The organism is Paenarthrobacter sp. GQ52 (assembly GCF_059759005.1).
Window position 1 is genome coordinate 62,509 of the sequence record NZ_JCAXEJ010000022.1, and the last position, 17,765, is coordinate 80,273.

Here is a 17,765-nt window from a genome sequence, read left to right on the forward strand (position 1 = left end):
GGGCATTATCTGTCATCTCGGCGAGGGTTTTGAGCGGGCGGACTGATCCGTCACTCTCAACGTGTCCCGTGGGGCCTTGGGAACGCCGATCAAAGGGACCAGGGCCTGGCGCAAACCCATCGCCGCAGCAACCCAGCGGGGCATGGACTCCAGGGAGAACAGCCGCTCCGCCCACTCCGCAGGTTCCGTGCTGGCTCCGTCCGGAAGGACGGCCAGGCAAACGTCCGCGTAGTCCGGGGTCGGGATCTCGCGGAAGGCCAATGAGCGGAAGCAGGGTACCTGTTCGGCCATGATCTTACGGTGCGAAGCGTGCAGGTGAGCTTCCCACGCGGGTGAGTGCCGCCGTCGTACGTTCTGCGTGAGATGACACTTGACGCCCATGTTTTCCGAAAACATGGGCGTCAAGTGTCATTTCGGCGGATCAGAAGTTAGTGCTCCGACGCGCTGGACGTCTTGAGCGGAACTTCCTTGCCGTCGGCGTCGATGAGCTTGCCGTTCTCGAAGCGGTCGCCTTCGCTGAGGCACTTGATGTCCTCTTCGCTGACAATCCGGTCTGTGCCCGCGACGAATACCGACTGGTTGTCCGAGTTGCCGGCTTTGAGGTGGTTGAAGAGGATGTTCAGCAGGATAGCCATGACGGCTGCCGAGCTGATGCCGGAGTGGAAGATCGTGGAGAACCAGGACGGGAACGCGTCGTAGAAGGACGGCGCGGCGATGGGGATCATGCCGAAGCCGATCGACGCCGCCACGATGATCAGGTTCATGTTGTTCTTGTACTCAACCTTGGCCAGGGTACGGATACCGCTGGCTGCCACCGTACCGAAGAGCACGACGCCGGCGCCGCCCAGGACGGGCGTCGGAACCGCTGCGACAACGCGGCCCAGGATCGGCAGGAGGCCCAGGATCACCAGGATGAGGCCCCCGGCGCTGACTACGAAGCGGCTCTTGATGCCCGTGATGGCGACGAGGCCGACGTTCTGGGCGAAGGCGCTCTGCGTGAAGGAGTTGAACAGCGGGGAGATGGCGCTGGAGAGCATGTCGGCGCGGAGGCCGTCGCCGATGCGGCGGGAGTCCACCTTGGTGTCCACGATCTCGCCCACTGCGATGATGTCTGCAGAGGTTTCGGTCAGGGTCACCAGGATGACGATAAGCATGGAGATGATGGCGGCGATTTCGAAGGTCGGAGCACCGAAAGCGAACGGCGTGGGGAATGCGACGATGTCGCCCTGGCCAACCTTGGAGAAGTCGGCCATGCCTGCCACGAACGCGATGATGGTGCCGATGACCATGGCCAGCAGGATGGAGAGCCTGGAGATAGCGGCGTTGCCCACCTTGCTCAAGAGCAGTACGACGCCCATGGTTGCTGCTGCGAGGCCGATGTTGGCCATGCTGCCGTAATTGTCCGCCTTGGCGTTGCCGCCCATGGCCCAGTTTGCTGCCACCGGCATCAGTGTGAGGCCGATAGTGGTGATCACGGTTCCGGTAACCACCGGTGGGAAGAACTTGATGATCTTGGAGAACAGGGGAGTGATCGCCAGGCCAATCAGCGAGGCCACAATGACCGAGCCGAACACCGCCTGGATCCCGCCACCGCCTTGGACGATCGCCACCATGGTGGAAACACCGGCGAAGGAAACGCCCTGTACCAATGGCAACTGCGAGCCGAAGAACGGAATGCCGACGGTCTGCAGGATGGTGGCCAGGCCGCCAACGAACAAGCAGGCGGCAATGAGGAGGCCGATGTCCTGCGAGGACATGCCGGCGGCCGCGCCGATGATCAACGGCGGGGCAATGATTCCGCCATACATGGTGAGAACGTGCTGGAAGCCGTAAGCGAAGGTGCTTCCGATGGAGAGTCGCTTATCCTCGGGGCGTTCCGACTGATGCGTCTGCGAACGGGTGGTATTCGCAGGGCGGGATTTCTTCTTGATGTTCATGGCAGACTTTCTGGGTTCATGGCAGACGTCTTCGTCTGGCTAACTGTGTCTGGCTAACAAAATCTTGAGTTGTTGGGGTTGGGGTTGTGTGCAGGCCCGGCCGTAAGGGGCGCCGTGGGGGCCTGCACACAAACCCGTGGTTGGTGCTTTTTTAGTGCTGGTTTGGTGCGGGCTTAGCAGAAGCCGGCGATGCCGCTCCAGGCAACGGGTGCAGCTTCGATGTTCTCGCGCTGGACAGTTGCTTCGATGAGGCCGTACGGGCGATCTGCGGCGAAGAAGACCTCGTTGGGGTTGTCCAGGCCGAACGGGCTCAGGTCAACCAGGAAGTGGTGCTTGTTGGGCATGGAGAACTTGATCTCGTCCACTTCGCTGTGTGCTTCCAGGACCTTCTTGCCCATGTCGAACAGCGTCTGCTGCAGGGCGTGGGAGTAGTTTTCCGTGAAGCCTTCGAGCAGGAGGGCTTTGATGTCCTCGTAGCTCTTGTTGAAGTCCGTGCCGGCGAAGTCCAGGTTGGTGTTGTAGCGCCAGCGGGCGGATACATCGGTGGCCAGGATGCGGTCGGTGGTTTCCGGAAGGGTGGTGTACTTATCCCGCGGGTAGCCGACAAAACCGGACTGCGTGGTCTTCAGGACGGTCAGGTCCTTGAGGCCGGAAATAAGGTGGGTGGTTGCCCCATCACGGACGACGACGGCGGTGCGCACCTCTTGTCCGTTGCGGACAAAGCTGTGGTCGTGTCCCTCTCCGTGAGCCTGGATACGATCCCAGCTGTAGGCTTCGGCTTCCCAGCGGCCGCCGGTAACCCAGTCGAATCCGCCGGTGAAGTGGTCTGCGAGGCGTAGGAGGAAGGACTCGGGGGAGCCGATGCCTTCACGTGCGAACGCGTAGACCGTGTTCTTCTGGGTATCGGTGGCAACGACGTGGCCGTTGTCGCCTTGGAGGTGTGCGGCCTGGAAATCGCCGCGCAGTTGCGAAGTGACGTTCAGGTCTTCGATGTGGTGGCGGTCTGTATCCCGAGTGACCTTGACGACGCGGACTTCTGCCTTGCCGTACTGGTTTTCGCCGAGGACGATGTTGTTGCTCATGGTCATATCCCAACTTCTGTGAGGTGGAACCTACGTTCCATCAATGAAATTAAGCGCGTGTTTCCACTGCGTTTCTGGTGGAGCCGACCCAACAAAAAAGAGCCAGCATCCATGGATGCCAGCTCATTACGACCCTGCCTGCTGCTCTCAGGTTACGTGACCTACGCCACGAACTGATTCGAGAGTAGCGCACTATTTCGTCTTGTGTATACGGGTATCGAAGGATCGTTATGAACCATCCAAATGTGACCGGGGCAACTCACTTCGCCTCCCAAGGGGTCTTGACGACTGCTTTCTCCGCTGCCTACACTTTCCACATAACAATAAAAGTTTTCCGAAGAGCGGAAACTGTAGGCATGGGAAAGAGGAGGAACAGATGGACCCGAAGGATACGAACAACGTCGTGGAATTCCCGGCGCCGGGTCAGGAGCTGTACCTGCCCTTCGGTGCGACAGATCCCGACTTCTATATTCCGGCCGACTGTGACCGCAAAGCCGGCGGGTTCTCCCGTTGGCTGCGCGCGCTCCCGGTATTCGGCCGGCAGCGCCCCTAGATCCCCGGCGGCCCCCTTTCCTCGCAAGCTCGGACAGGGAACCCTGCCGCCGTGGGCCCTTTTGGGGACGGACTCTGCGCAACAGAGCCAACGAGGCGGGCGATACCTGGGGAGGTATCGCCCGCCTTTCCGTGTGCTGCCTGACCGTCGCGCGCTCGGTCCCCGCCCCTTGCCGCAGCCCGATTCGTGGGTTCCCTGCGCAACGTGCCGTGCGCACCATCGAATGCGCAGCTAATCCCCGAGATGGGCTCTAGCTTGCTCCCCGCAGTACCCTCAGCACTGTTGTTTTGAACTCCTGCTCCCGAAACAACTGCTGCCACTTGATCCGGATGAACTTCCAGCCGAGCTCGGTGAGGGCGTTTTCTCGCTGCCGTTCCTGGTAGATCACCTCGGCGGTGGGTGCGTAGTCGAAGTACTTCACCTTTCCATCAAACTCCAGGGCCACCTTCTTTTCCTTCCATGTAAAGTCCAACCGATGGTGGCCTTCGGCTGACGCCACCTTCACCTGTAGATCGGGCGGCTCGATCCGCAACCGTTGCAGCAGCTCGCGGGTCAGGGTTTCTCCGGGTGACTCGGATCGGGCATCGGCATTCTCCAAAGCCCGGCGAACAGTGAGAACTCCGTTGCGTCCGGCCAGCGATGCGCACATCTCTTGCAGTTTCGAGGCATCGGCACCTTTTCGGAGGGCGTGATCCATGAGCACCAGGGCTTGTTTGTAGTTGAGCATGAGGCAGCAGTCCACAACCGTCTGTTCCAACGTGGTGCAAGGCATTCCCTTGACGAAAACAGCCCCTATCTTCGCCAGCGGGCGGGTGTGCGGCACCACATCCTTGCCGTGGGAAGTGGTGGACGCTGTTGTTTGCGTCGTGATGTGGACTTTGTCTCCAACATCCCACAGGAATAAGCCGTGGAGACGCGCGGCTGAGGTGTGGCTGTAGACCAAGCCGCCAGACGACGTCGAAAGCGTCCCGTGTGCGTGTGCAGCAATCAATTGCAAGCTGCGAACCCAGGGCTTTTGGGCTGCCCACGTGCTGCCTCGGATATAGCAACCGCGACGTAGTCGTCTTAAGGCGCCGGAGCGAACCAGCGCGGCAATCCTCCGATGGTTGAAGCCTGCTTCGTGGAGCTCATCGGTCCGCCACAAATCCATCCCCGCGGGAAGCTCGTTGCTGTTGTTTGGTGTCATGAGTCAAGACTTCAATGAGCCGGCGTGCGAGGGCAGGGGTGCGTAGGCCTATGTGGACAAGCCCGCTTCGTGGGCTCGCTGCGGACTGTGCCGTGCGAACGGCATGTTGCGCAGGGAAACCCCCGAAAGGGCGGCATGGCGAATTTTGGCTTCCCGTATGCTGGGTCGACGACCACCTTAGGGTACCTCAAGGTCGTGGCGGCCCTGACCGGACACGGGCCGCAAAACGCTCGCTCGACGGGCCCGTCTACAGGCGGCGCACGGCACAGACCGAGAATCCGACGCGCATCGTCGCGCCGTGCCGGGCGATGTCCCGACTGAAACCCTGCCATGGCAGGTGGCGAAAGAGCCGGCTGGGGAGACGGCACCGAGGCAGCTTCATTCTGGCTGCTATCCAAAGGAATACAAGTAATGAAACTCAAGGTCTCAATGTTCGTGGCGGTGATGGCGTTGGCTCTTTCCGGATGCACAACGCCTGAACCCCAGCCAACACCGTCGGTGACCACCACCCCTACGCCTAGTGCTTCAACGGCAAGTCCGTCGGTGACACCGATTGGGACGCCTACGGTGACGCCGACGCCGACAGTGACTCCAACGGCGACGCCGACGCCCACTCCGACGGTCACTCCGACAGTGACGCCCGCGCCCACTCCGACGGTCACTCCGACAGTGACGCCCGCGCCCACTCCGACGGTCACTCCAACGGTGACGCCGACGCCCACGCCGACCTCACCTCCACCCACTGGCAGCCTCGCCAGTTTGTCCAGGGTTCCGTGGGACGGCGGGCCCGCCTACTGGGCCAAGTTCCCAGGCGCGGCGAGGCTCAATAATCCGAACCTTTTCCCCATCGGCGTGTGGTATGGGAAGCCTTCACACGCGATAGCCCTCAAGGACATCGGCGTCAATGTGTTCCACAACGCCGAACGCGACGGTTCGCCCATGAGCATGATCACCGACACGGGAATGCTGGTCATCCCCGGTGGAGAATGGAGCCAGTCCGAGGTGGGTACCAACCCTGGCGTCGTGGGTTGGGACACGGACGACGAATGCGAGATGGTGGGCCTCGGCTGCGGCAACGTTTCTGCCGCCCAGAACTTGGAGATCATGAAGAACCTGGTGGCCGAGATCCGGGCTAAGAATGACGGCAGGTTTGCGGCAGCGAACTATTCAAAGGGAATTTTTGGCACGTTCTGGGCGCCTGGACTAATGGATGATTTCATGGCCGCAGTCGATATGTCGTCTAATGACCAGTACTTTTACACGCGCGCGGATTTGCAGTTCGAGGCTGATCGGACTCCGTCGTGGCCCGAGGGTGCTTCGGTGAAGACTGCCGCGGCGTATGGATGGGTCGCGGACCGCATGCGCTTCTACCAATCAAGCCCTGGGATCCAGCCGAACTGGGTGTTCGTTGAGTCGGCGCGTCCGTTCCTGGAAAACAGCGCTGACCGCACCATCACCCCCGAGCAGATGGAAGGTGCCATGTGGTCGGCCATCATCCACGAGGCGAGGGGCATCAATATTTTCCAGCACAACAACGATTCCCAGTTCGGGACGTACTCGCTGGTGGATATACCTGCTGACCGCAAGGCGAAGATCAAGGCCGCATTGGCAGGGATCCAGGCCCTGGCCCCGGTTCTGAATACGCAGAGCTATGTGTGGGATGCGGGGGCGGCAGGTGTGGACACCATGCTGAAAGCCAAGAACGGCAGTGCTTACCTCTTTGCGGGGATCGGGTTGAACGGGACCACCGGCTCCAAAACCTTCACGTTACCGGCCGGGATTACCGGTTCTCACGTGGAGGTCGTGGGAGAGAACCGGACCATCGCCGTGCAGGGCGGTAAGTTCACGGATTCGTTCGCGAACGAGTACACGCACCACGTTTATAAGCTCGCGATCTAAGGGGCACCAGCCCGCTTCGGGGGCTCGCTGCGGACTGTGCCGTGCGAACGGCATGTTGCGCAGGGAACCCCCGAAACGGGCCCAGCCGGGCAACCAGAACCTATCCCGCAACCAGCTTCCGGGCCGCCGCCGAGTGCTCAGCGATCAGCCCGGCGACGTCCAGCCCTGGAATCGCACCGTCCACAACGCGCCAAGAACCCCCGACCATCACCCGGTCGGCACGGTCCGCCCCGCAGAGCAGCAATGCGGCGACGGGGTCGTGGCTTCCGGAGAAGCGCAGCTCGTCGGGCTTGAACAAGGCCAGGTCCGCTTGCAGTCCGGGTGCCAGTTGCCCAATGTCGGAGCGCCCCAAAACGGCGGCAGATCCACGAGTAGCCCATCCCAGTGCCCGCTCCACGGGAACTGAGGCGCCATAGCGGAGCCGCTGCAAATACAGGGCCTGACGAGCCTCGAGGATCATGTTGGAGGCATCGTTAGACGCCGATCCGTCCACTCCCAGCCCCACGGGAACGCCCGCAGCCTCAAGTTCCAGGACGCGGGCAGTCCCGGAAGCGAGGCGCATGTTGGAGGTGGGGCAATGGGCGACGGCGGTGCCCGCGGCTCCCAGCCTGGCGATCTCGTCGTCGTTGAAATGGATGCCGTGCCCAAGCCAGGTGCGGGATCCCAACCAGCCCACGGATTCCAAGTAGTCCACGGTCCGCAGTCCGAACATGGAGCGGCAGAAGTCTTCCTCGTCAATGGTCTCGGCAAGGTGCGTGTGCAGCCGGACATCGAAGCGTTCGGCCATGGCTGCACTCTCGGCCATGATCTCCTTGGTCACCGAGAAGGGCGAGCACGGGGCAAGCGCGATCTGCACAACAGCCCCATCACCGGTCTCGTGGTACTGACGAATCAGCCGTTCGCTGTCCGCAAGGATCGCTTCAGGCGACTGGACCGTGGTCCTGGGCGGCAGCCCGCCGTCGTCCTCTCCCAGGGTCATGGACCCGCGGGTCAAGGTGGCGCGCATTCCCATGGCGCGCACCGCAGCCACTTCGATGTCGATTGCGTCTTCCATGCCGTCGGGGAAGAGGTAGTGGTGGTCGGCGGCAGTGGTGCAGCCGGAGAGCAGCAGCTCGGCCAGTGCCACCTGCACTGCGAGCTCCAGGCTGCGCGGCGTCAATCGTGCCCACACCGGGTACAAGTTTTGCAGCCAGGGGAACAGCGGCGCGTTGGCCACGGGGCCCCAAGCGCGGGTGAGGGTTTGGTAGAAGTGGTGGTGCGTGTTGATGAGCCCCGGGAGGACCACGTGGGCGGAGGCATCAAAGACAGTCGCGGGAGAAGAAGGCTGACCGCCCGTAGGCACCAACTCCAGGATTTTTCCGTCGGAAACCACCAGGCCGCCACCGGCGTCGAGGTCGTTTGCGGTGAAGATACCCAGCGGGTTCTTGATCCAAAGAGGGGTCATGACAGGTTCCTTGTCTGGTCGGCGTGTACGCGTTCCAGCTCAGTTAGGCCCTGTCTGCTGATCCAGGTGGCCGGTCCGCCAGAGGGGTGGCCCGGTCTCCAAAGCGTAAAATGCCCGACGGCGGCAGTCAACGCCCGCGGGCTGCCTGCGGTCACATTCGGGCACCAGCCCCGGCACCAGCGCCGGCACCAGTCCGGCGCCTGCCCGCAGCATAGGTAATTTCGCATCACGAAATTAAGTTTTCAAAAAACTATGGCGCGGCTCACAAACCTGGTGCTACGCTCTAACTGCCAAAGGCGGGCACCCGGACCTCGGGAAGCTATCTACCAGGCGCAACTTAACCTTCATCGCACATGCTGAAGCCTGGTAACCAAGCTAACTGGAGCTCCTCTCTGTAGCGCCCCCAAACAGGTCACCTGGCTTCCTCAGCACTAAGGAAGTCGCAACATGAGTACAACCGTCACGGCCGAGCAATTCCTGGCCACATCCATTGAGCTGGCAACAGCCAATGTCCTCAACAGTGGGGGCCCCTTCGGCGCCGTCATTGTCACCGCGGACGGACGAGCCTTCGAAGGCGTCAACCGCGTCACCGCCACGAATGATCCCACCGCACACGCAGAAGTCACGGCCATCCGTAACGCCTGCCGCGAACTGGGAACCTTCGATCTCAGCGGAGCAACCCTCTACACCAGCTGCGAGCCATGCCCCATGTGCCTGGCCTCCGCACTCTGGGCACGCGTTGACCGCGTGTTCTTTGCAGCAGACCGTCACGACGCCGCATCCGTCGGCTTTGACGACGCCGTCTTCTACGAGTACTTCGAGAACGACAACCGGGACGCGCTGATGCCGGTAGCCAAGCTGGAACTGGGCGACCCCCAGGCTCCGGCGGCCCTCCAGCCGTTCAACACATGGAACACGCTTGATTCCAGGATTGATTACTAGGGCCCGGTGGCTGACATGACAATCCTGGACAATTCCGCTGAAAAGCAGACAGCAGCTGAAAAGCAGGCTGCGCTCTTTCCCCAAGGAGACGGCGCAGAGCCCGCAGCGGCAAAGCACACGGCAACCGGCCTGGCAGATGGAAACAAGAAGCCCCCGGTGTCGAACTCCTTCCTGGATAAGTTCTTCCAGATCTCGAAGCGTGGCTCCACGTTGGCCCGCGAATTCCGCGGCGGCCTGGTCACCTTCTTCACCATGGCGTACATCGTCATCCTGAATCCGCTCATCCTGGGTGGCTTCTCGGCAGAAAACGCCCCTACCGACGTCGCCGGTGGCTGGCTCTCAGCTGCACAGGTTGGAGCCGTCACTGGCCTGACCGCCGGCGTCATGACCATCATCTTCGGTCTCGTCGCCAACCTGCCCTTCGGCCTCGCAGCCGGCTTGGGCATCAACTCCTTCCTCGCCGTCGCGGTCATCCAGGAAGTTACATGGCCAGAAGCCATGGGCCTGGTGGTCATCAACGGCATCCTGATTGTCATCTTCGGTGCTACCGGTGCACGGACGGCGATCTTCAAGGCAGTCCCGAAGGAACTCAAGGCCGCCATCACTGTTGGCATCGGCTTGTTCATCGCCTTCATCGGCTTTGTGGATTCCGGATTCGTTCGCGCAACAACGGGCGGCCCACCGGTCCAGCTCGGCGACAACGGCTCCATCACGTCCATCCCCACCCTTGTCTTCATCATCGGACTGCTGACCATGGGCATCCTCGTGGCACGCAAGATCCAAGGCGGCCTGCTGATCGGCATCGTCGCCACCACTGTCCTCGCCGCCGTTGCCGAGGCCGTGTTCCGCATCGGTCCAGGCAGCGCCGACAACCCCGGCGGCTGGCACCTCAACGTGCCCATCCTGTCGAGCCAACTGGTGTCCGTCCCGGACCTGAGCTTGGTAGGCCAGTTCGATCTCTTCGGCTCCTTCGCCAGGATCGGCGGATTGGCTGCGACGATGTTGGTCTTCACCTTGGTGTTCACCAACTTCTTCGACGCCATGGGCACCATGACGGGCCTGGCCAAGAGCGCAGGCGTGGCACACAAGGACGGCACGTTCCCCAAGCTGAAGTCAGCCTTCATTGTTGAAGGCATGGGTGCAGTGGTGGGCGGCGCAACGTCCGGTTCGTCCAACACCGTGTACATCGACTCGGCTGCGGGCATCGGCGAAGGCGCACGAACCGGCCTGGCCTCGGTGGTCACCGGCTTGCTGTTCCTGGGCTCCATGTTCTTCACGCCGCTCACCTCGGTGGTCCCGCTGGAAGTTGCGGCGTCAGCCTTGGTGGTGGTGGGTGCGATGATGATGGCGCAGATCCGCGAGATCAAGTTCACCAAGTTCTCCATCGCCCTCCCGGCGTTCCTGACCATCGTGACCATGCCGCTGACGTACTCCATCGCCAACGGCATCGGCGTCGGCTTCATCTCCTTCGCGGTGATCAGTGCGGCGTCGGGCAAGGCCAGGAAGGTGCACCCGCTCATGTGGGTGGTCACGGCAGGCTTCATCATCTACTTTGCCCGCGGCCCGATCAACGCGCTGATGGGCGTCTAGCCCGGAGCCGCACCCGCGCCGGCGGGCATACATTTCCGGCACTTCGATCGGCGGTCCGCCGGTACCCACCGCACGAATAGGCGTCCGCCGTCGTCGTCCCTGAATAACAGGCACGACGGCGGGCGGCGGCCCTGGTGATTCAGGGACAGGCACCGACGCTCCGTCAGGGAACGGGGGCAGGGAGATGAAGCCCTTGCCCCCGTTCCTATGAACTCCACTTTTACTGAATAACCGCGACTACCTCCTCTGGAAATGAGAATATGAGGCAAGATCGCGCACTGCTCCGGCCGGGCCACCCGGCCGGGACACCTGGAATAAGGATGTGTTGCCATGCTGGATCTGATGCCTTCACTGGGCAGCTGGCGGCCTGCGGTCTCCGGCCAACTGTGTGCTGTGGCCACGATCGTGGGGACCGGAGGCTCCGTGCCGCGGCCCATGGGGACCTCCATGATGGTCTCCGAAAACGGCGAAATCCTGGGCAGCTTGTCCGGAGGTTGCGTGGAAAGTGCCGTGGTGGAGGCGGCCTTGGAAGCAATGCGCGACGGCGGCCCTCGCCTTGAGTCTTTTGGCTACAGTGCCGAGGACGCGTTCGCCGTCGGGCTCACCTGTGGAGGAGAACTGGAAGTCCACATCCAGCCGCTCCGGGCAGGATCGCCTGAACTGTCTGTTTTTGTTGAAACTCAGCGCCCTGCAGCCCTGATCCGCCGGCTCGATGGCCAGGGTGGAGTCATGGTGGTCAACGATCCTGTGAGGTTCCGGGCCATGGAATCCGAGGAACTGGCCAAATTGCTGGGCGACCACCCCTCCACACTTTTTGCCGCCGCCGCCCAGGTCGAGCCCCTGCTCCAAGGTGGCCGCGCCGGGTTGGTCCGGCTGGCCCCGCCCGAGGGGTGCATCGACGGGTGGGTCACTACCGAGCGGTTGGCCTTGCCCCCACAAGAGGAAACGCAGCCCGAGCCCATCACCTTGTTCGTGGAAAGCCGTTTGCCGGCAGCTCGGATGCTGGTCTTCGGTGCCAACGATTTCGGAGCGGCCCTGCTCCCGGCCGGGCAACTCCTCGGATACAACGTCACCCTGTGCGACGCGCGGCCTGCCTTCGCGACGCAAAGCCGCTTCGCTGGCGCAGACCAAGTGGTCACCGATTGGCCGCACCGTTACCTGGAAACCGAGGCGGCCGCCGGGCGCATCGATTCCCGCACAGTAGTGTGCATCCTGACTCACGACCCCAAATTCGACATCCCGTTGCTTGAGGGCGCCCTCCGGTTGAACCTGGCGTACGTCGGTGCGATGGGTTCCCGTCGCAGTCACCGCCAACGGATCGAGGCGTTGCTCGAGGCAGGCACTCCGCCGGAGTCCTTGGAACGGTTGCATTCGCCCATCGGGCTGAACCTCGGCGCCGTGACTCCTGCCGAGGTAGCAGTTTCCATCACGGCAGAAATCATCGCTGAGCGTGGAACTGGCCAGAAGACTTCCAAGGCACCCGGGTTCCCGTCGCTCAAGGACAGCACCGGCCCGATCCACTCAGCCCCGACTCACGCAGCAGCCCAACACCTCACTCAGGAGGACCCATGGACATGAACACCATCGAGGCCGTGGTCCCCACCACGGACCCGGCACAATGGCGCGACGGCGATGCCTGGCTCGCCGGGGGCACTGTCCTTTTCTCCTACGGCAGCACGGTCCTCAAACGGCTCCTTGACCTCGGCCAAGCGGAGTGGCCCGCCATCACCGTCACTGACCAAGGCATCGAGCTGGCCGCCACCTGTACCGTCGCCGAGCTCTACGCCCTGCCACAAACCGCGGAATCCGCCAGCCGCGAGTGGCCTGGCTTGGCGCTGATCCGCCCGTGCTGCGATTCGTTCGTGGCCTCGTTCAAGATCTGGAACATGTCCACGGTGGGCGGCAACATTTGCACCGGCCTGCCGGCAGGGCCCATGACATCACTCTGCGCAGGACTCGACGGCGTAGCCACCATCCTCAGCCCCGACGGCAGCAGCCGGGACGTTCCGGTGGCCGACGTCGTCATAGGCGATATGCAGACTGTGCTGGCACCGGGGGAGTTGCTCCGCAGTATCCATCTGCCCGCCGGCGCACTCTCCGCCAGGGTTGCCTTCCGGCGCTTGTCGCTCAGCAACCTGGGCCGCTCCGGCGTGCTGCTGATCGGGCGGCTCGACCCCGACGGCGGTTTGGTCATCACGGTGACTGCTTCCACCAAAAGGCCGGTACAACTGAGGTTCCCCGCCGGACAGGTTCCCGACGCCGGGACGCTGGCTGACGCCGTCGGCGATTCCATCCCGTGGCCGCTGTACCACGATGACATCCACGGGCTGCCTGCATGGCGGCGCGACATGACGTTCAAGCTGGCCGAGGAAATCCGCGCCGAGCTGCTGGGCGAATCAATGACCGTTTCCGGCGATTTCTGGCCGCCGCACAACACCTCGCCCCAGCCGTCCACCCAGCCAGCCGTAACAAGCACCCAGCAGAAGGAGGCCCGCAATGGCAATTGAGATCAATGGTTCTGCCTCACAGGCCACACCCCGCCCAGGACAATGCCTCCGCACCTTCCTTCGCGAGGAGGGCAACTTTGGCGTCAAGAAGGGCTGCGATGGCGGCGACTGCGGGGCCTGCACCGTGCACGTCGATGGCACGCCCGTCCACAGCTGCATCTACCCGGCGGTCCGCGCCGAGGGCAAAGCGGTCACCACCATCGAGGGCCTGTCCAAGGATGGCGAATTACACCCTGTGCAGGAGCAGTTCCTCGAGGCCCAGGGCTTCCAATGCGGCTTCTGCACCGCGGGCATGATGATGACGGCAGCAACGTTCGACGACGAGCAACGCGCCAACCTGCCCCGCAACCTCAAGGGCAACCTATGCCGCTGCACTGGCTACCGCTCCATCGCGGACGCGGTCTGCGGTCACGCTGGCGACCACAGCGGCGTCCACCCGCACGACGCCGGAGCTGACGTTTCGGGGGCACATTCAGTTTCGGGGACACAATCGTCCGCCGCTGTGCCCGCCACACCCGGCCAGCTCGGGGACAACGTTCCCGCACCCGCCGGTCAGGCCGTGGTGACAGGAACCGCCCGCTATGCCTTGGATGTGCCGGCTGAACAACTCCCAGGCCTGCTGCACATGAAGCTCCTGCGTTCGCCGCATCCGCATGCCCGGATCGTGTCCATCGACAAAGCTCCCGCCTTGGCTGTTCCCGGCGTCGTGGCGGTCTTCACCCACGAAGACGCACCGCAGCTGCTGTTTTCCAGTGCCCAACACGAGAATTACACCGACGACCCGGACGATACGCGCGTGCTGGACAACGTGGTGCGGTTCATCGGGCAGAGGGTTGCCGCCGTCGTGGCCGAATCCGTGGGCGCAGCTGAGGCGGGTGCCCGGGCGTTGACCGTGCAGTACGAACTCCTGCAGCCCGTGTTCACTCCGCAGGAGGCCATCCTCCCCGGTGCCCCGGCAATTCATGGAGAAAAGGACGGCATCTTCTCCCGCATTTCCCGCCCGCTCCAGAACGTGGTGGCCGAGGTCCATGCCGAACTGGGCAGCGTGGCCGACGGCTTTGCGGCCGCAGACTTCATTCACGAGCACACGTACAAGACGCAGCGCGTGCAGCACGTGGCGATGGAAACCCACGCCTCCATTGCCTGGCTGGATGAAGACGGCCGCTTGATGATCCGTTCCTCCACGCAGGTACCTTTCCTGGTGAAGCGGACGCTGAGCCGGGTGTTCAACCTGCCGCCAGAGAGTATCCGCGTGGTGGCAGGCCGGGTTGGCGGCGGCTTCGGTGGCAAGCAGGAAGTCCTCACCGAGGACCTGGTGGCCCTCGCAGCCCTTGCACTCCGGAAGCCCGTGCAGCTGGAGTTCACCCGGACCGAGCAGTTCATGGCGACTACCACCCGGCACCCCTTCACCATTCACCTCAAGGCCGGGGCCAGCCGCGATGGTTCGCTCACTGCGCTGCAGTTGAACGTCCTCACCAACACAGGTGCCTACGGAAACCACGCACCCGGCGTCATGTTCCACGGGTGTGGAGAGTCCTTGGCCGTCTACAAGTGCGTGAACAAGAAAGTGGACGCACACGCCGTCTATACCAACACGGTCCCCGCGGGTGCTTTCCGTGGGTATGGTCTGAGCCAGATGATCTTCGCGATCGAGTCTGCCATTGACGAACTCGCCATCGGCATCGGGATGGATCCGCTTGAGTTCCGGCTCAAGAACATGGTCCGGCCCGGCGATCACATGCTCTCCACAACACCCGAACCCGAGGAAGACGTTCACTACGGAAGCTACGGTCTGGATCAGTGCATTTCCTTGGTGCGGGACGCTCTGGACCGCGGCAAGGAACGCTACCGCGTAGCCGGTTTGGATGATCTGGGCCCGGATTGGGTGGTCGGGGAAGGGGCAGCCCTGTCCATGATCGACACCGTTCCGCCCCGCGGCCACTTCGCCCACACCCGGGTGAGCCTGGAAGCGGACGGAAGGTTCGCCGTCGACGTCGGTACTGCGGAATTCGGGAACGGCACCACAACCGTCCATGCGCAATTGGCTGCCACGGCCTTGGCTACGACGGCGTCCAAAGTGACGGTGCGGCAGTCCGATACCGACCTCCTGGAGCACGACACCGGCGCGTTCGGTTCGGCCGGAACCGTGGTGGCAGGTAAGGCGACGTTGGGTGCGGCGCTGGAACTCGCCACCCGGATCCAGACGGTCGCGGCTTCACTGACCGGAGCCGCCTTGACTGATTGCCGCTTGGTGGACGGCGCCGTTCAGTGCGGCGATCGCACGTTGCCGCTGACGGAAATCGTCGACGCCGCCCGGCTGCAAGGCGTTCGACTCGCCACGGACGGCAACTGGGGAGGGACACCGCGGTCGGTCGCGTTCAACGTTCACGGCTTCCGGGTTGCTGTTAATACAGGAACCGGTGAGCTGCGGATCCTGCAGAGTGTCCAGGCCGCCGACGCCGGTGTGGTGGTGAATCCGCGGCAGTGTCGGGGGCAGATCGAGGGCGGCATTGCGCAGGCCCTGGGCGCGGTGCTTTACGAGGAAGTGAAAGTGGACGACGCCGGACGCGTCACCACGGACATCTTGCGGCAGTACCATATTCCGTCGTTCGCGGACGTTCCACGCAGTGAGGTCTATTTCGCCACCACCAATGACTCCACGGGTCCCCTCGGTGCCAAGTCCATGAGCGAGAGCCCGTTCAACCCCGTGGCTCCCGCCCTGGCCAACGCGATCCGCAACGCCACCGGGATCCGCTTCGGCGAGCTGCCCATCGCGCGGGACAAGATTTACCTGGCCCTCCGCGACCGCACCACTGCACCCGTCTAACCCAACTAACCCCTGTCCCGTGCCAACCCAACTAGGTCGCAGCAGAGCGCGTTTTGAGCCGTCAGAACGCGCTTAACTGCGACCTACTTGGGTGCGAAACCTACTTGGGTGAGACGGCGAGCTCCATGAACACACTGTTGGGGTCCAGGGTGTAATCCCCGAACGGCGGGCACTCCGTGAATCCGTGCCTGGCGTACAGCCGGCGGGCGGGGGCGAAGTAGTCCTCGGTTCCCGTTTCCAGGCTCACCCGCTCGTAACCCATCCGGGCGGCTTCGGCCACGATGTGTTCCAGCATTTGGGTGGCCACTCCACGTCCGCGGGCAATGGAAGCAGTGCGCATTGACTTGATCTCGGCGTGCCCGGAGAACAGGGCCTTCAACGCTCCGCAACCCAGCAGAACGCCGTCCTCCCGGGCTGTCCAGAACATAATCGACTCATGCTTCAACGCCGAATGGTCCAGTGCATGAACGCTTTCGGCCGGGGAAGTGGCGAACATATCGGCCAGGTGCTCGCTGAGGAGCTCGTGGACATCCGGGCGTGCGGGATCATCAGTTGCGATGCGGATCATGTCCCTAAATTTACCCGCCGTTACCCGTCCGAACCGCCGCTACCCTTCCAAAAGATGCAGCTGGTCCTTCGTGTCCAGGTCCTCGCCGGAGCAGAGGTCGCTGCAGTCCACCAGATCCACGAGCCCCGGATGCGCCTTCAGGAACGAACGCGCGCCCGTGTCGCCATTGGCGGCTGCAGCCGCTTCGGAGCGGAGTCCGACGTCGAAAATCACCGGGTGCCGACGCTTCAGGTGGCCGGACTCGTCCGGGTAGGCGGCTGCGGTGACCCGGCCGGGACGGTGGCTGCCCAGCAACCTGCTCACCGCCGTCGGGGTTAACCCGGGCTGGTCCACCAGCGCCACCATGATGCTGTTGCCTGCCATGGCCGCATCAATGCCGGTGCGGAAAGAGCCGGCCATTCCCTTGGCCCAATTTTCGTTCTCGACCACCACATGCGTGCCCAAATCGGTGCTTTGGCGGACAAGGTCGGCCTCAGCGCCGAGCACCACAACAACCTCGCGGCATCCGCCGTCGAACAGCGTGTCGGCGAGTACTTCCACCAGGGTCCTGCCCCGGAAAGGGAGCAGCGCCTTGGGGCCGCGACCCAGCCGTGTTCCGGCGCCTGCAGCGAGGAGCACGCCCGTGGTGGGGGCCGTGCCGGTGTCAGTCATATCCTCACGATACGCGCGGGGCTCCATGCGGTCTCTAGCTCCTTGGGTTTCTTTCCAAGAGATCTACCAATATCGGTTGTAAATTACCGATCAGTAGGGCTTTTGGTGGTCTGAATTGGCCGATATGGTCGGTGAGGGAGTTATGAAGTCAGCTCGGATACGCAGTGTCGCGTGAAAGAACAGGGGAAAATGGCTGGCAGTTTTGAAATTCTCAAGGCAGGAACCAACTCATTCCGGTTCCGGCTGACCGCGGAGGATGGAACGGTTGTGGCAGTGTCGCCACAGTTCCCGAACCTGAAAGCGGTAGTGGCTGGTATCAACGCGGTTCGCGAGAATGCGGCAACCGGCTTCGTGGTCGATAGAAGGAACCTGGGCACCTAAGTCCGGTTCAACGAAACCCGCTCAACGACAATTGGCGGCAGCGTTCTTCACGAACGCTGCCGCCAATTTGTCATGCGGGCTGTTTAGGCGTCGCCGCCTGCTCCGCCGGTGGTGCCGGCGTTGACGTCCAGCAGCTTGTAGCGGTCAATGGCGTACGACGGCGCACCCTCCTCAACTTCGCCCCTCGCCGCCAGCAAC

General features: G+C 63.0%; 15 protein-coding genes. 8 read left to right on the forward strand and 7 right to left on the reverse strand.

Translation table 11 applies throughout. The annotated features are described in order from the left end of the window. Positions 1 to 12 precede the first annotated feature (12 nt). From AC6CH8_RS20535 to pucL, 3 genes are all read right to left on the reverse strand, one after another. Positions 13 to 291: a hypothetical protein gene (locus tag AC6CH8_RS20535; protein ID WP_498192106.1), complete on the reverse strand. Its 279-nt coding sequence runs from the start codon at positions 289 to 291 to the stop codon at positions 13 to 15. Between the two features lie 137 nt (positions 292 to 428). After that, positions 429 to 1,937: a nucleobase:cation symporter-2 family protein gene (locus AC6CH8_RS20540; RefSeq protein WP_178994199.1), complete on the reverse strand. Its 1,509-nt coding sequence runs from the start codon at positions 1,935 to 1,937 to the stop codon at positions 429 to 431. Between the two features lie 173 nt (positions 1,938 to 2,110). After that, positions 2,111 to 3,025, reverse strand: a complete 915-nt coding sequence (pucL, locus tag AC6CH8_RS20545) for a factor-independent urate hydroxylase (RefSeq protein WP_420178985.1) — start codon at positions 3,023 to 3,025, stop codon at positions 2,111 to 2,113. Positions 3,026 to 3,395: 370 nt separating this feature from the next. On the opposite strand from pucL, the gene AC6CH8_RS20550 reads away from it, so the two are divergent. Beyond that, on the forward strand, positions 3,396 to 3,572 hold the full coding sequence (locus tag AC6CH8_RS20550; protein WP_420178984.1) for a hypothetical protein: 177 nt from the start codon (positions 3,396 to 3,398) through the stop codon (positions 3,570 to 3,572). Between the two features lie 250 nt (positions 3,573 to 3,822). Here the strand turns inward: AC6CH8_RS20550 and AC6CH8_RS20555 are convergent, their stop codons facing one another. After that, entirely contained in the window at positions 3,823 to 4,758 is a 936-nt protein-coding gene (locus tag AC6CH8_RS20555) for a type IV toxin-antitoxin system AbiEi family antitoxin domain-containing protein (RefSeq protein ID WP_498192107.1), read from the reverse strand. 411 nt (positions 4,759 to 5,169) lie between these two features. On the opposite strand from AC6CH8_RS20555, the gene AC6CH8_RS20560 reads away from it, so the two are divergent. Next, the gene (locus AC6CH8_RS20560) at positions 5,170 to 6,657 is read left to right on the forward strand and encodes a hypothetical protein (protein ID WP_498192108.1); all 1,488 of its coding nucleotides are present in this window, start codon (positions 5,170 to 5,172) and stop codon (positions 6,655 to 6,657) included. 100 nt (positions 6,658 to 6,757) lie between these two features. Here the strand turns inward: AC6CH8_RS20560 and AC6CH8_RS20565 are convergent, their stop codons facing one another. Then, the gene (locus tag AC6CH8_RS20565) at positions 6,758 to 8,101 is read right to left on the reverse strand and encodes an 8-oxoguanine deaminase (protein ID WP_474661203.1); all 1,344 of its coding nucleotides are present in this window, start codon (positions 8,099 to 8,101) and stop codon (positions 6,758 to 6,760) included. A gap of 447 nt (positions 8,102 to 8,548) precedes the next feature. Here AC6CH8_RS20565 and AC6CH8_RS20570 point away from each other — a divergent pair, with 447 nt between their 5' ends. The 5 genes from AC6CH8_RS20570 to AC6CH8_RS20590 all read left to right on the forward strand — a co-directional run bounded on the left by AC6CH8_RS20570 (position 8,549) and on the right by AC6CH8_RS20590 (position 15,967). Then, the gene (locus AC6CH8_RS20570) at positions 8,549 to 9,043 is read left to right on the forward strand and encodes a nucleoside deaminase (protein ID WP_017200639.1); all 495 of its coding nucleotides are present in this window, start codon (positions 8,549 to 8,551) and stop codon (positions 9,041 to 9,043) included. A gap of 6 nt (positions 9,044 to 9,049) precedes the next feature. Further along, positions 9,050 to 10,633: an NCS2 family permease gene (locus AC6CH8_RS20575; protein WP_498192109.1), complete on the forward strand. Its 1,584-nt coding sequence runs from the start codon at positions 9,050 to 9,052 to the stop codon at positions 10,631 to 10,633. A gap of 330 nt (positions 10,634 to 10,963) precedes the next feature. Then, entirely contained in the window at positions 10,964 to 12,211 is a 1,248-nt protein-coding gene (locus AC6CH8_RS20580; protein ID WP_498192111.1) for an XdhC family protein, read from the forward strand. Further along, entirely contained in the window at positions 12,202 to 13,140 is a 939-nt protein-coding gene (locus AC6CH8_RS20585; RefSeq protein ID WP_498192113.1) for an FAD binding domain-containing protein, read from the forward strand. The genes AC6CH8_RS20580 and AC6CH8_RS20585 overlap by 10 nt, the downstream gene beginning before the upstream one ends. Next, positions 13,130 to 15,967, forward strand: a complete 2,838-nt coding sequence (locus AC6CH8_RS20590; protein ID WP_498192114.1) for a molybdopterin-dependent oxidoreductase — start codon at positions 13,130 to 13,132, stop codon at positions 15,965 to 15,967. The genes AC6CH8_RS20585 and AC6CH8_RS20590 overlap by 11 nt, the downstream gene beginning before the upstream one ends. 100 nt (positions 15,968 to 16,067) lie before the next feature. Here the strand turns inward: AC6CH8_RS20590 and AC6CH8_RS20595 are convergent, their stop codons facing one another. Both AC6CH8_RS20595 and nboR read right to left on the reverse strand, forming a co-directional pair. Continuing rightward, positions 16,068 to 16,535: a GNAT family N-acetyltransferase gene (locus AC6CH8_RS20595; RefSeq protein WP_498192115.1), complete on the reverse strand. Its 468-nt coding sequence runs from the start codon at positions 16,533 to 16,535 to the stop codon at positions 16,068 to 16,070. A gap of 39 nt (positions 16,536 to 16,574) precedes the next feature. Continuing rightward, positions 16,575 to 17,213, reverse strand: a complete 639-nt coding sequence (nboR, locus tag AC6CH8_RS20600) for a nicotine blue oxidoreductase (RefSeq protein WP_498192116.1) — start codon at positions 17,211 to 17,213, stop codon at positions 16,575 to 16,577. Positions 17,214 to 17,375: 162 nt separating this feature from the next. Here nboR and AC6CH8_RS20605 point away from each other — a divergent pair, with 162 nt between their 5' ends. Then, on the forward strand, positions 17,376 to 17,567 hold the full coding sequence (locus AC6CH8_RS20605) for a YegP family protein (protein ID WP_044569301.1): 192 nt from the start codon (positions 17,376 to 17,378) through the stop codon (positions 17,565 to 17,567). Positions 17,568 to 17,765 lie beyond the last annotated feature (198 nt).